At 53.9% G+C, this 13,196-nt stretch carries 13 protein-coding genes and 5 pseudogenes; 12 read left to right on the top strand and 6 right to left on the bottom strand.

The window, feature by feature from the left end:
- Nucleotides 1-159: 159 nt before the first annotated feature.
- The 5 genes from BUB54_RS14970 to BUB54_RS14950 all read left to right on the top strand — a co-directional run bounded on the left by BUB54_RS14970 (nt 160) and on the right by BUB54_RS14950 (nt 2,932).
- Complete coding sequence (locus tag BUB54_RS14970; protein WP_048877482.1) at nt 160-657, top strand: hypothetical protein; 498 nt, start codon at nt 160-162, stop codon at nt 655-657.
- A 119-nt stretch (nt 658-776) separates the two neighbouring features.
- The gene (locus BUB54_RS14965; protein WP_048877481.1) at nt 777-1,145 is read left to right on the top strand and encodes a hypothetical protein; all 369 of its coding nucleotides are present in this window, start codon (nt 777-779) and stop codon (nt 1,143-1,145) included.
- A gap of 21 nt (nt 1,146-1,166) precedes the next feature.
- Nucleotides 1,167-1,874 carry a C39 family peptidase gene (locus BUB54_RS14960; protein WP_048877480.1) on the top strand — a complete coding sequence of 236 codons (708 nt, stop codon included), beginning with the start codon at nt 1,167-1,169 and terminating at the stop codon, nt 1,872-1,874.
- 28 nt (nt 1,875-1,902) lie between these two features.
- Entirely contained in the window at nt 1,903-2,520 is a 618-nt protein-coding gene (locus BUB54_RS14955; RefSeq protein ID WP_048877479.1) for a hypothetical protein, read from the top strand.
- A 64-nt stretch (nt 2,521-2,584) separates the two neighbouring features.
- A complete protein-coding gene (locus BUB54_RS14950) occupies nt 2,585-2,932 on the top strand; it encodes a hypothetical protein (protein WP_048877478.1) in 348 nt (115 codons plus the stop codon).
- A gap of 161 nt (nt 2,933-3,093) precedes the next feature.
- Here the strand turns inward: BUB54_RS14950 and BUB54_RS20025 are convergent.
- Together BUB54_RS20025 and BUB54_RS14935 are read right to left on the bottom strand one after the other, a co-directional pair.
- A pseudogene (locus BUB54_RS20025) lies at nt 3,094-3,820 on the bottom strand (IS5 family transposase).
- Nucleotides 3,821-3,911: 91 nt separating this feature from the next.
- Nucleotides 3,912-5,012 carry a sigma-54 interaction domain-containing protein gene (locus tag BUB54_RS14935; RefSeq protein ID WP_241869490.1) on the bottom strand — a complete coding sequence of 367 codons (1,101 nt, stop codon included), beginning with the start codon at nt 5,010-5,012 and terminating at the stop codon, nt 3,912-3,914.
- 488 nt (nt 5,013-5,500) lie between these two features.
- On the opposite strand from BUB54_RS14935, the gene BUB54_RS22160 reads away from it, so the two are divergent.
- The 3 genes from BUB54_RS22160 to BUB54_RS22150 are packed head-to-tail and all read left to right on the top strand — an operon-like array spanning nt 5,501 to nt 6,726.
- Nucleotides 5,501-6,184, top strand: a complete 684-nt coding sequence (locus BUB54_RS22160; RefSeq protein ID WP_408735456.1) for a transposase — start codon at nt 5,501-5,503, stop codon at nt 6,182-6,184.
- A complete protein-coding gene (locus tag BUB54_RS22155) occupies nt 6,181-6,471 on the top strand; it encodes a transposase (RefSeq protein ID WP_264797819.1) in 291 nt (96 codons plus the stop codon). Before BUB54_RS22160 ends, BUB54_RS22155 begins: the two co-directional genes overlap by 4 nt.
- 12 nt (nt 6,472-6,483) lie before the next feature.
- Nucleotides 6,484-6,726, top strand: coding sequence for a transposase (locus tag BUB54_RS22150; protein WP_082075818.1), 243 nt, complete (start codon nt 6,484-6,486; stop codon nt 6,724-6,726).
- Between the two features lie 5 nt (nt 6,727-6,731).
- Here BUB54_RS22150 and BUB54_RS20385 read toward each other — a convergent pair whose 3' ends face one another.
- Together BUB54_RS20385 and BUB54_RS14925 are read right to left on the bottom strand one after the other, a co-directional pair.
- Nucleotides 6,732-8,429 carry a glycosyltransferase family protein gene (locus tag BUB54_RS20385; protein WP_139284940.1) on the bottom strand — a complete coding sequence of 566 codons (1,698 nt, stop codon included), beginning with the start codon at nt 8,427-8,429 and terminating at the stop codon, nt 6,732-6,734.
- 659 nt (nt 8,430-9,088) lie between these two features.
- Nucleotides 9,089-9,217: pseudogene (locus BUB54_RS14925) on the bottom strand (ATP-binding protein); the annotation flags it as partial.
- Between BUB54_RS14925 and BUB54_RS22145 the strand changes: the two are divergent.
- Nucleotides 9,187-9,459: pseudogene (locus BUB54_RS22145) on the top strand (DUF5372 family protein); the annotation flags it as partial. The pseudogenes BUB54_RS14925 and BUB54_RS22145 overlap by 31 nt on opposite strands.
- A gap of 40 nt (nt 9,460-9,499) precedes the next feature.
- Entirely contained in the window at nt 9,500-9,724 is a 225-nt protein-coding gene (locus BUB54_RS21600; protein WP_048880613.1) for a hypothetical protein, read from the top strand.
- Between the two features lie 333 nt (nt 9,725-10,057).
- Here the strand turns inward: BUB54_RS21600 and BUB54_RS14910 are convergent, their stop codons facing one another.
- On the bottom strand, nt 10,058-10,876 hold the full coding sequence (locus tag BUB54_RS14910) for a hypothetical protein (RefSeq protein WP_199444767.1): 819 nt from the start codon (nt 10,874-10,876) through the stop codon (nt 10,058-10,060).
- Between the two features lie 23 nt (nt 10,877-10,899).
- On the opposite strand from BUB54_RS14910, the pseudogene BUB54_RS14905 reads away from it, so the two are divergent.
- Both BUB54_RS14905 and istA read left to right on the top strand, forming a co-directional pair.
- A pseudogene (locus BUB54_RS14905) lies at nt 10,900-12,024 on the top strand (IS256 family transposase); the annotation flags it as partial.
- A 70-nt stretch (nt 12,025-12,094) separates the two neighbouring features.
- Nucleotides 12,095-12,871 (top strand): annotated as a pseudogene (gene istA / locus BUB54_RS14900) (IS21 family transposase); the annotation flags it as partial.
- 11 nt (nt 12,872-12,882) lie between these two features.
- Here the strand turns inward: istA and BUB54_RS14895 are convergent.
- Nucleotides 12,883-13,196 (bottom strand): transposase (locus BUB54_RS14895; RefSeq protein ID WP_073211891.1); only part of this gene is annotated, 314 nt, incomplete at its 5' end.

Genomic DNA, 13,196 nt, shown 5'->3' with positions numbered 1-13,196 from the left:
CAAACAATACATTGTTAAGATTGAATAAAACAGAAACCCACAGACCTTCAAAAACTTTGGCACGCCACTTGCTGCTATGCTTGCGTGGCCGCCAAGGATGCTTGGGCCATAGAAAAATAAAATCGTGAACCAAACTTCAACACGGAAAGGAACAAGACTATGCGCTCACTATTCCTTGCGACCACAGCGGCATTTCTTCTGAGCGGCGGCATGGCATTGGCCTATGGCGGTGGCGACGGCGGAACCAACACCAACGTCGCGATCCCTATTTCCGGTAACGCTCTTGCAACAGATGGCGGCAATGCCGCGACCACCGGGAGCACAGCCGTTAACGACAGCATGCTTTTGTCTGTAGGCAACGTAGCCCTCAGCGATACCAGGACCAACACACACATGCACGTGACCTTCGCTCAGTCTGGTAATTCCGGCTCAGTAGGTGGTCTTACCCTTACTGGCGCAGGCAGCCACGGCGATCGCGACGGGCATAGGTCCTCCGGTGCTCTGGTTACCACTGGAAGCGCCTCAATGAGCTATGCAAACGCTAGTTCCTCCGGTATCAACACCGTTCAGCAGAACACCGGCATTGGCGCTCTGCAGCAGAACTCCGTCTCTCTCGGCTCTTATGTCGGTAGCGGCACGGGCTTCTCCGGCTTCTAATAGCCTCAGAAGGCAGCGCGGTTAACCTGCATGGCGTTTCCACCCGCCATGTGGGTGCCGCGCTGTTACACTATGTCATGCTGCCGTGGAGATGCCCTTATCTAGGACAGGAGACGTCCATGAAAACCTGGCGAACAGCGGTGCTTCAGCTTACGTTAAGCGGTGTGCTGTCTCTTCTTGCGTATCCCGCCCTCGCTTCCGGCGCCACTAACGGTCCCAGCGCAAACGATAGTAACGCCCTGGTTGCCGCCCTTGGTACCGATGCGCTCCCCACCTCACAGCTCTCAAAACTTCGTGGCGCATCCGGCTTTGTTGGCGCCGTTAACATAGGTACCAATACGGGAAACAGCGCTGATAACAGCATCACCGGGTCGATTTCGAATACGAGATCTGTAAATAATAACGTCGGATTGACAACGGTCATTCAAAACACCGGTAACAATGCCCTAATACAAAGCAGCATGACGGTGAATATCACCGTTCATTAGGAGCATTGCCAGGAGCTAAAAATGAAACTTGCCATATCGGCCGCCCGCTGTTTTGCGCTACTTCTGTTTCTCGCTCCCGTCTCCGCGCGAGCCGGGCAGATAGCCTTGAACGGCCTGACAATCGGCGCTGGCGCTGCCAATATTGACGTACAAAGTTTTCAGGCTCGAAAATTCAATACTACGATCCAGCAGAAATATGATTTTTCCTGCGGGTCCGCCGCACTGGCAACGCTCCTGCTTTACACATATCACATCAAAGCCAGCGAAAGTTCGGTCTTCACCAATATGTTTCTAAACGGCGATCGGAAAACCATTGAGGAGTCCGGGTTTTCTCTGCTCGACATGAAAGACTATCTTAGCCGGCGCGGCATCCCTTCAGACGGTTTTCGGGCGCCGCTTTATAAGCTGGCGGAAATTAAGATTCCCGCCATTGTCCTGATAGACGAGCATGGATATAAGCATTTTGTTGTTTTACGTGGTATACAAGACGGGCATGTTCTCCTGGCGGACCCCGCCATCGGGTTACGCACCGTAACAATTTCCAGTTTTCGCAAGCAATGGTCTGGTATCTTCTTTATCATTCTCGATCATGTCAAACTTGCGCGGGCCGGGTTTAACAGCGGGCAGGATTGGTCTGAAGAACCTGGCGCACCGCTAAATCTTACCCGCTTCATGGTTAATCTGGCCACGCTGCAACAAGTCAGTGTGCCGAACTCCTTACGCTTCTAAGGTTGCTTATCCTGAAGGGAAAAAACAGATGATCCGGCACAGCATCAAAGCATTAGGGTGGTTTAGCGCCGCCGCGCTGCCGTTGCTGTCAACCCCCGCCTGGGCCACTCCGGCACCGGCGGGCATGGAAATTGCCTCTCTCGGGCTGACAGGCCAACAAATTCCCAATGGTGAGTTGCGCAATATCAGAGGCGGTTTCAGCCTCGGCAACAACCTATCCATTAATTTTGCTTTTAAGCAGATCGAAGCCGTAAACGGCATCATCGTGAAAAGCATCATGATTCCGCAAACAAACGTAACGGCTGCGGCAGCCTCTTCGTCTTCCTCTCCCCTGGTCACCATACCGTCGAGCGCGCCTTCCGTTGTGGTAACGGATTCCACTGGCGCTTCTAAGACCATTACCCCGTCATCCGGCAGCGCCGTGAATCTGGCGACAAAAGCCAATAATGGACTAACCGTAATCAACACGCAACTTGGTTCGAACGGCATTTCAAATCTGACGACGAATCAAGCCAATAACACTGCCATCAGCGTTGCCGCGACAATGGATATCGCCATTACGGGCATGAGTCAGTTCCTCACGCAGCAACAATCTTTTGCAAATGTGCAGTCAGGGATGTATTATACGAGCAGTGCCTTCAAATAAAAGGCACGAAGCTGTAGGCTGGCATCCGTAAGAATTGGCGGCAACCGCCTGACAAGGATGAAAAATGGCTGATTGGAAGCTTTTAAAGCAGGATCAGATGCACCGTCCGGCAGTATTTCTTCGGTCTAGTTGGGCTAGGCTTTTTGCCGTTTTGCTTGCCTTCTCTCCTCTTCCCGCAGCTGCGCAAAACGCCAATACAGCGGTTATCGACACTGCCAGCCTTACACTTACTCCACTGCCCACACAGGCAATCGCCACAATTAAGGGCAGCGGGTTTCAGGGGCCTGGGCTTGGCAATATGTCGAGCACAAGCCGTACCATTACTTTGTGGGATGAGTTAAAGCCGCCAATCAAATCACAAAATGAACTAAGCGGTATCAGCACCATCACCATTAACGGAACAGCCAAATAGAAATCGCCGAGGTCGGATTTTTTCAGTTCTGGTAGCGTTTTTCTTTAAGGCGCACAAAAAACGCCGTCCTGTAAAGAGGGTGGCGCTTCGCATTTCAGCTTCATACTGCGCGTATTAGGTCGAATCGACATTCAGTGCATCCAAATCATACTTGAGGCGAGTTAAACGGTTGCTAGGAAATGCACGGCTCTTCGGTCGTAACGGGTTGCTACCCTGCGGAAGTGTTTGAGCTTATTGAAGAACATTTCGATGCGATTTCTCAGCTTATAGGCTTTGACATCGTGTGGGATTTGGATCTTTCTATTTTGCTTTGAGGGGATGACAACCTCTATATTGGCCTCCTCGATCATTTCGCGGAGTTCATTGCAATCATAAGCCTTATCTGTGTGACACCGCCGGCAGTTTGGCCATCCAAGAGATCAGCGGCGGCTGTGGTGTCATGTGCTTCTCCGCCGGTAAGGATAAAGCGCAGTGGCCTGCCTTCTGTGTCGGAGAGGGTATGGTTTCTGGTAGTCAATCCTCCTCTGGAACGCCCCAGAGCCGAGTTCTTGGCCCCCTTTTTCCGTTCGCTGCCTATTGATGGGCGCGGACCACGGTGCTGTCGAGCATGAGGTACTGGTTCTCAGGATCACTTGTTAGGTCATCAAAAATCCGTTCCCAGACGCCAGCTTTGGCCCATCGGGCGAAGCGTTTATGTACGGTTTTGTATTTTCCGTATCGATCCAGCAGGTCATGCCAATGCGCGCCGGAGCGGATTGCCCAAAGAACCGCGTTCACGAACAATTGATTATCAGCCCCGGTCCCGCCGGGGTCAGAGGCTTTCCCAGCAATCAACGAGCTAATCCGACCCCACTGCTTCCCAGATAACTCATAACACTTCGTCGCCATCAAAAGCTCCAGACCGTGAGTCTGGAGCTCTATGAATCACAAAAGCTGCTCGTACCGGAAGAGCTGAATGTCGATTGGTTCTAGGACACAGTCAGTCGCTCTGCCCTCCGCGATTAGGTTTATCGCCGTGGCGCTTCAGCTTACGGTAGAACGTCACGCGTGAAACCCCCATCTCCGCTGCCGCACGCGTAACGTTATTATGGTGACGCGTAAGCGCTTGCATGAAGGCTTCATATTCTTCATCAGACCCTGGGCGAAACCCATGGGGGACACTCTGCACCACTTGATGCCGTATAGCTGGCCGCGCCTGAATCGCCAGATCCTCAGGATTGATGGGACCGCCTGCATTCATCACAACAGCCCGGCGTATGGCCGCAATCAACTCCCTGACATTACCAGGCCAGCAATGAGAACAAATGGCCTGCCGGGCAACTGGCGTAAACTCACCGCCTTCCATTCCTAATTCCTGGCTGATCCGGCGCAGGAAATAAGAGGCCAGAAGCAAAAGATCATCACCTCGCTCTCGTAAAGCGGGCATTCGCAGCTGCAGAACATTCAACCTGTAATAAAGATCATCCCTGAATCGGCCAGCTTCAATCGCCGCTTCAAGATTTACATGCGTGGCTGAGATAATGCGCGTATTAACATGGATGGCATTGTGCCCGCCTAGCCTGGTAATCAGGCTTTCCTGCAAAAAACGCAGCATATGCGCCTGAAGATCGTGCGGCAGATCACCAATTTCATCCAGAAACAACGTACCTCCATCGGCACGTTCTATTAGTCCGAGCTTCCGCGAAACAGCGCCGGTAAACGCGCCTTTTTCATAGCCGAACAGCTCAGATTCAATCAGAGTCGGCGGCAAGGCGGCGCAATTAATCGCTACAAACGGCCCGTTAGCACGCGCGGAACGCTGATGAATAGCCCTGGCAGCAAGTTCCTTGCCCGTGCCTGTCTCGCCAGAGATCAAGACAGGTGCGTCAACTTGCCCAAAACGCCGAATGCGCACAAACACATCCTGCATTGCCGGGCATTCGCCTACAAAAAATTCCTGGGATGCTGTCTTATTATTTTGTGGTATTCTGCTAGTTTGCTCTTCCGAACCAACCTTCGGAAGCCTTCCCCCTTGAAAGCAATTCTGAATTCCTAAAACTTCAGTATTTTCCTTAAGGTTTCTGGCTGAATACAGTGCCACTTTGCCCTCCTGTAGCAGGAAGAACGTTTTTAAAGCCTATAAAACGCAATCCTCGTGCAGCGCAGTATAGCTTCTGTTACAAAACCGGACAAATCAAAAATTATAATTGTTTACTAAAAATCGTACATTTTTATGGGCTGTTAACATTTACCTCAAATAATTGTTTGTTCTTATAGGGACAAAAACACCACAGAAACCTCCACAAAAGCATAACTTTCCAGTTGAAAGCACATTTTTTTGAACGTTCTCAAAAAATAAATAAATTTCATGTACGCAACATCACGCTGCGACGCAGCAATACCCTGACCCCCTCCAGCAATACCCCGGCCCCCTCTAGGAGCTTGTCCTTGTAACAGCTGAATCAGGCTCGACGCGACGCGGTTCGGAATGGTTTTCTGGTTTCATGAGCAAAGTGTTTCGTCCCTGCGGGTCATCCGGCCCATCTGATCCGCGATCTGGTCAGTGAAGAGCTTGATCTTTCGGCGATCATGAGAGCCTATACGGAGGTGAAGGGCTATCCGCCTTATCACCCGGCCATGATGGTCGCGCTGCTGCTCTACGCCTATCGCAGCGGTGTTTATTCGTCGCGCCGGATTGCGCGCGGTTGCGAGGAGCGTCTGGACTTCCGGGCAGTGACGGCACTCAACCAGCCGGACTTCCGGACCATCAGCGAATTCCGCCGACGCTACCTTGATGCGTTGGCTGGCCTGTTCGTGCAGGTCCTGGCGTTTTGCCGCAAGGCGGGCCTGGCTGGGTTGGAGCATGTCGCTGTCGACGGCACCAAGATCAAAGCCAACGCCTCCAACAAGCATAAGGCGATGAGCTACGCCCGCATGGTGGAGGCCGAGGCTGAACTCACCCGCGAGGTGGACGCGTGGCTGGTGCGCGCGGCAACCGAGGATGCGGCCGAAGATGCCACCCTTGGCAGTACGCGCCGCGGTGACGAGCCACCGGACCGGATGCGTGACAAGCAGGCGCGGCTGGCGCGCATCCGTGCCGCCAAGGCCGCGCTTGAAGCTGAAGCCCGTGCTGCGGAAACGGCCCGGCCGCGGCCGCCGTCCCCCCTGACGGCAGCCCTAAACCACAACCAGGCAGAACTCCAAAACACGAGCCAGGCAAACCAAAGCCCAAGACGCAGCGCAATTTCACCGATCCGCAAAGCCGGATCATGAAAAGCCGCGATGGTTTCATCCAAGCGTACAACGCACAGGTTGCTGTCGATGTTGGCGCCCAGATCATCGTGGCGCTTCGCCTCACCAACAATGGTTCTGATCAGGACGCCCTGTTGGCGCTGCTCGATGCAGTCGAGGCAAATGCTGGAGAGATGCCAAACGAAGTCTCCGCCGATAATGGCTTCTGTTCGGAGGCCAATCTTGAGGACCTCAACGCGTGCACGGTTCGCGGCTATGTGGCGGCCGGGCGCGCAAGCAAGCCAAGCAGCGGCAAAAAAGGCGGCTAGCTGGTTCAGGCCATGCGCGCCAGACTCCGAAAAGGCGGACATCAAAGCCGATACCGTATCCGAAAATACACCGTCGAACCCGTGTTTGGACACATCAAGCAGGCCAGAGGCTTCCGGCAACTCCTCCTCCGCAGTATCGATAAGGCAAAAAGAGAATGGGCATTGATCTGCACTGCCCATAACCTCGCCAAACTCACCGCTAGGGCAAGAGTTGTGCAGCGGCCTGATATGTTAATTTTAACATTACTCAAATAATGTTTCTACAGAAGCTTCGGGACATCTACGATTATAACCCCATGATTGAGGCGTTCCGGCCAGTTAAGTGATTTAATCGCGACCAATAATGGCTTGGGTGTACCAGGACCGATTAAGACATAGTGTACATGGTGAAAACTACAGAATTCTACGAGGTTTTGTTCAAAATTAGGGCCAGCAGTACCATTCGTAAGATCAGCAAGGATATTATTCCATTTTTGCTCAAGTTGTGGGACTGAACCTATATACCCACCCGATTGCGTAAAATTCATACCTGCATCGAGTTGCCAAGCCATACCAGGTCCGGTCCAGGCATAGGGAAGGATGAGGACGTTCTGATTTTTGCCGAGCGTGAGTTGAACATTATTTGGTGTAAAGAATGGTTGTTTTTCCCAAGGCTGCCAAGGGTAAGCTCCACGATTTGGAATCAGACAAAAACAAGCAAGTCCAGCGAGTACAAATCGCCATGTCCGCCATCGTCCACAATTCTCATCGGCTAAATATAAGGTGACGACTATAGATGAGCATAACGCAACATACATTGGAAAGCGTGATGGTAAGGCTGAGCGCAGCAAAGGTAATCGGTCAACTAATATCCAGGGCATTGGAATGTGTGTCTCTAAACCGCCGACATGTAACCATGGGCCGAGGCTAAAAATCACAAGTGCAGAGATCACAATTAATAACGCCTGCGTATAGCGACGAGACATGTTATCCCGAAAATACAGCAGGATTATGAAAATAATCGGCAAGCCAAGATATGCACCTTGTTCAAAGGTATTCCCAGAAAACTTGTTAGCCAAAGGCGCGTATATTGTCTTTCCAAAATGGGTCACATTTGTTGGTATGATGTAGTTCATAAGATCAGTAGAATAAAACTGAGGTGAACTGCCTGTTTGAGGGAAAAAGCCAAATCCACTTATTAAATAAAACAAAAATGGCGCTGATAGAAAACAGACGAATATGACAGCGATAATAATTTCACTCGCCAAAAGCGATAATTTAAGCCGATCAGACGATGGCGCAAGCGCAAAAAATATGGCCCAAGAAATTGCTCCGAACGTGCAAAGAGTGGCAAGTATCTCGCTCGAAATGCCAAGTTGCAAAAAAAGAACGATCGTAAGCAGTAGAATGAATTTCTGACGGCTTAGCTTATCATTAATACGCTGAAGGCATAGAAGAATTACGATCGGTATCAAACAAATGAAAATTAGGTTTAAATGCGCAAGCATATGACCAAGCTCATAGGAGGAGAATCCAAACAGATAACCTCCGACTAATGCAGATGCCCAATCGCGACTGATGTAGTGGGCCAAAAGGAATGCTGTCCATGCCGAAAGAGCGGGAGCCATAATTGTCAATAAATTTAGTGACAATATTGGTCCACTAATCAAAGTAATCGGTAAGCTAATAAAACTTAGAAAAGGTACAGAGGTACACCAAGCAAGATTGAATCCGCCCGGAAACCATACGAATCTCGACAAGAAAGGGTTCAAGCCATGAGCTATGGCAAATGGCCACCAATTGAGAAACCATGCGAACTGAACAGGGTCTTGGCTTTTTCCAAGCCAGTGGCTTGTCCACCCCCTATGCCATCCAAAAAAATATAATGATAAAATAGCATAAATAATTAGAGATAGTAGATTTGACGGTTCTAGCTTAAGTCCAATTTTAAGCGCTTTTGCTCTTTCACTAAAAATCATTTCAAAAACTCAATCCATTCTAATAATTTATCCCAACAAACGCATCAGGATAGCGACATTAAGGTATCATGATTGCGTATGTGGCGGGCGAAGAAAAGGTGCGCGGTTGCGGCGTAAACATTCAAGTCGGGGGTTAATCAGCGTTCCTTGTGTGGCTCCTTCCTCCGTAACAGGTCCGTGTATCTTTCTCGGCATAATGGGCTTAGCCAAGCGTCGCCAGAACGTTTGCAACATTAGCGCATAAATAAAACCAACATTGTCAGACTGAATTGCCCCGGCTTTACAAGACCGTCCCCCCCCCGAAGAGGATACTGGTGCCGATTCCGAGCAAGGTGTCCATTGCTTCTGATAAATCCTCGTCCCTCTGATTTCGGGGCATACTTGCTCGGATGGGAGTGGGTGATGCCATCCTCGCTGGCTGAGGTTAGGGTCACCGCTCCCCCTGGTTCTGTGTTGAATATGCGCCGTTTTTAGTGATTCCGTGGTCGCGACATCCCAGCTGGATCGCCCGCTTCACCACGCCGTCATCCAGATCAGGGGGGCAGCTACTGCATGCGTGCGGATTCCGACGAAGTCGCCCAGCGATTCCGAGATTTACTCGCCCATGGTTTGACGCCTCGCTGGCTGGATTTTTTTCTGGCATTGGCTCTGTGTCTGCGTCAACTTTTATCGGTGGCTTTTGATCGGGTTTTGCGCAGGCTGTCGCCGGTGAGATTGAGGCGGTGGGCGTTGTGGACGAGGCGGTCGAGGATGGCGTCTGCGTAGGTGGGCTCCCCGAATACCTCATGATGCCTTTGATCTCGATAGGCGAGTCACTCATGCCTCGGTTGTTGACCCCCATCACCCTCTTTTTGGGACCCGTTTACGGCTGGCTGAGCGCCATTTTCGCCGTGGCTCGTCTATGGTTGTGCTCATTCTGACCGATGGGCGGGAGCGATCTGTTCCGCGCGCTGCAACAGACTTAGCAGATCCTCCGATTCTACATTCAAGAATATGTCCGCAAGCTCGAATTTCCATGCGGAGCCTTTTGCCGTTGGCGAATCGCATCCGAGCTATGCTTCGGTGTCAGGATGAAGACTGTGGTGGTGAAGCGCTGCCAGGTCGATGGCCTGCACCCTCAGCATGCAGCGGAACCGATTCTGCCGCCGGAACTGGTGCCACGGTTGTGGTGCCAACTTCCAGCGGCGATACAACAACAGTTGGCGCAGCAGATGGCGCAACTGATCCAGCGCCTGCGGTTATCTGCCGGCCCGTGCGAGGAGGGGCGTGATGTTAAGCACCTCACTGGCGATTGAAGAACGGATCACGACCGCGCACCGGGCCAAGCTGGCCTATATATATGTACGGCAATCGTCCCCGGGGCAGGTCCGGCAGCATCAGGAGATGCACTGAGTTGCAGTATCGTCTTGTCGAGCGGGTCATCCTGCTTGGCTGGCCGCGAGAACGCGTGCAGGTTATCGATGATGACCTTGGCAAGTCCGGCGCTTCGAGTGATGAGCGCTTTTTTCCAGCGGTTGATCGCAGAAGTAGGTTTGAACAAAGCGGGACTGGTAATCAGCCTGGACGCGTCGCGGTTGGCCCGTAACAATCGCGACTGGTAACCGGGGCAGAATCCCGGGCGATTTTGTTCAAGCCTGTTGGGCGCGGGCCCTGAGCAGATCCGGGAGATAGGGGACGGCGGCGTGGTCAGGGATGTGGAGGCGATCGCCGAGATAGTCCCAGAATGAGAAGCCGAGCCTGGTGGCGGTGCGCATGAGGCCGAGGAAAGCGTCGCGGCAGTCGCGGCCGCGGGTCACCTGGGTGCCGCCGCTGATCTTTCGCCTGGTGACGTGCAGGCGTGCAAGCAGGCGGTCGCGAGTGGCAAAGCCGGTGCGTCTTCGGAAGATGCGATCGAAGCGGACGCGCAGCTCGCTTCGTCGCCGCGGACTGGGATCGGCGCGGTAGGCCTTGAGATCGGCGTAAAACCACCAGATCAGATTGCGGATATGCGCCTGCGCGACCCGATGCCGGTCGGTGAAGGTATCGAGCCTGTGCACCAGCCGTTCGGCGTGCACCCAGCACAGGGCGTGGCTGCCGACCACGAACTGGCCGGCATCGTCGCTGACGATGACGGTGTCGTTGAGGAACCCATGGGCCCGGACGGCACCCCAGAGCGCACCTTCGGTGGCAATCCAGACCGGGTCGGGATGGACCTTGAGCGCGCTGATGCCGAGCTGGTCCAGATGCGCCTGCCAGGCTCCATGATCGGCGAACTCTTTCGCCGTGGCGTCGGCGAGGGTGCGGATCACCGGGCCGGCGAGCGCGCGTCCGCGCATATAGGCGAGCGCCGCGTCGTTGACGACATAGTCGGCATAGCCGGCGCGCAGCAGGTCGAGGAAGTTCAGTCGGCTCTTGCTCTCCCTCGTGCGAGAGTGTCCGCCCTTCTGTGTATGGCTGAATTGGTCCATGCTTCCTGAGAGGGGCATGGAAGATGACGATTTCGAACGAGTTGCTGGACGAGTTGCTGAAAGGCTGCAAGCGTCCTGAGGACCTACTTGGTGATGCCGAGTTGATGAAGGAGCTGAAGATCCGCTTGATGGAGCGGATGCTGGGCGCGGAATTGACGGCGCATCTGGGTTATGAGGTTGGTACGGAACCGCCGGCTGATCAGCCCAACCGGCGCAACGGCGTTTCGACGAAGCGGGTGAAGGGCTCTGATGGCGAGGTGCCGCTTGCCGTCCCCCGGGATCGTGATGGCAGTTTTGAACCTGAGTTAGTGAAGAAGGGTCAAACCCGGATAGACGGGGTGGATGACAAGATCATCGGGCTTTACGCCGCTGGCCTGTCTGTGCGCGATATTCAGGCGCATTTGGAAGAGCTTTACGGGCTGCGGGTCTCCCCGGACCTGATCAGCCGTGTCACCGATGCGGTGCTGGATGAGGTTCGTGAGTGGCAGCACCGGGCGTTGGAGCGGATGTATCCCATTGTCATTTTCGACGCACTACGGGTGAAGATCCGTGACGCCGACAGCCGGATGGTCAAGAACAAGGCTGTCTACATCGCCCTGGGCGTTACCCGGGAGGGGGATCGCGAGGTTCTCGGCCTCTGGATCGCCGACAACGAGGGGGCCAAATTTTGGCTCTCGGTGATGAATGAATTGCGTAATCGGGGCGTCCAAGACATTCTGATCGCGGTGGTGGACGGATTGAAGGGGTTCCCCGAAGCCATCACCGCGGCGTTCCCGCAGACCACGGTTCAAACCTGCGTGGTGCATCTGATCCGCCATTCGATGAATTTCTGCAGCTGGAAAGATCGAAAGGCTGTGGCTGCCGATTTGCGCCCGATCTACGAAGCCCCCTCCGCCGAGGAGGCTGCCCGCCAGCTCGATGCCTTCGAGACAATCTGGGGCACGAAATACCCGTCCATCGCCCCAGCCTGGCGCCGGGCATGGGCGGAAGTGATCCCGTTTTTTGCCTTCAGCGCGGCGATCAGAAAAATCATCTATACGACAAATGCCGTGGAATCCCTGAACCGGGTATTGCGCAAAACGCTCAAAACCAAGGGGGCATTCCCAACAGAGGATGCCGCGACAAAGCTGATTTTCCTGGCCTGTCGGGCGAAGTGAGAAATTGACCCCCTGACGAATCGTAGAACTGACCCCCCTCATTTTTTGAGAGGAGGGACAGATGACGAGTGTCGGTTCAGAGAATTCTGCATTGTCGATGACGATGCAGGGGAACAAGATGCTTCAGCCTGAGGAGGTGGCTGCGATGGTGCAGCTGCATGGGCTTGGCTGGGGTGCCAAGCGTTTATCGAAGGAATTTGGCTGCTCACGGAATACGGTACGCCGTTATCTGCGGGCGGGTGGGCCTGTCGCCTACCGCAAACCTGAACGACGGCGGAGCCTTGACGGGTTGGAGGATTGGCTACGGGAACGGTTTTTCCGCCACGACGGCAACGCGGATGTGATCCGCCAGGAGCTGGTGAGTGAGCATGACATTATCATTGGCCTGCGCTCGGTCGAGTTGCGGGTCCGGCAATGGCGGCGCGAGTTGAAGGCGCAGAGGCGGGCGACGGTACGGTTTGAGACCGCGCCTGGCCGGCAGTTGCAGATCGACTTTGGCGATACCAGGGTATGGATCGGCGACGAACGGGTGCGGGTGTATCTGTTCGTGGCGACATTGGGCTATTCTCGGCGGTTGCACATCCGTCCGTCGCTGCGGCAGTGTCAGGCTGACTGGTTTGCCGGGATGGAAGGCGCCTTCCTGCGGTTCGGCGGGGTACCAGCAGAACTTCTGTTTGATAACGCACGGGCGCTGGTCGATCGCCATGACGCGGCGACGCGCGAGGTGCGCTTCAACGACCGGTTGCATGCCTTTGCGCGCTATTGGGGCTTTACCCCGCGCGCCTGTGCGCCCTACCGGGCGCGGACAAAAGGCAAGGATGAGCGGGGCGTCGGCTATAGTAATTCCCATTAAGAGTGTGACGTTATTAATTCATCGAGGGATTTTCCTGAGAAGCTCCGTTGCCGTTTGAGGATCGCGAAAGCCTGCTCGATTGGATTGAAGTCTGGTGAGTATCTGGGCAACGGCAATAGCTTGTGCCCGTGTTGGTCGAGAATTTCGGCTATTTTGGGCTTGTTATGGAAAGGCGCATTATCCATGATCACCAAGCTTTCCGGCCTGAGTGCCGGCAGCAACATTTCCTTGATCCATGCGGTCACGGTCAGGTGGGTGCAGCTTGTGTCGAACAGCATGGGGGCGATCCAGTCTTTGCCCCGCTGAGCCA

The organism is Acidocella aminolytica 101 = DSM 11237, from assembly GCF_900129125.1.
Lineage (GTDB): Bacteria > Pseudomonadota > Alphaproteobacteria > Acetobacterales > Acetobacteraceae > Acidocella > Acidocella aminolytica.
This window is presented reverse-complemented; position numbering and strand designations above follow the sequence as displayed.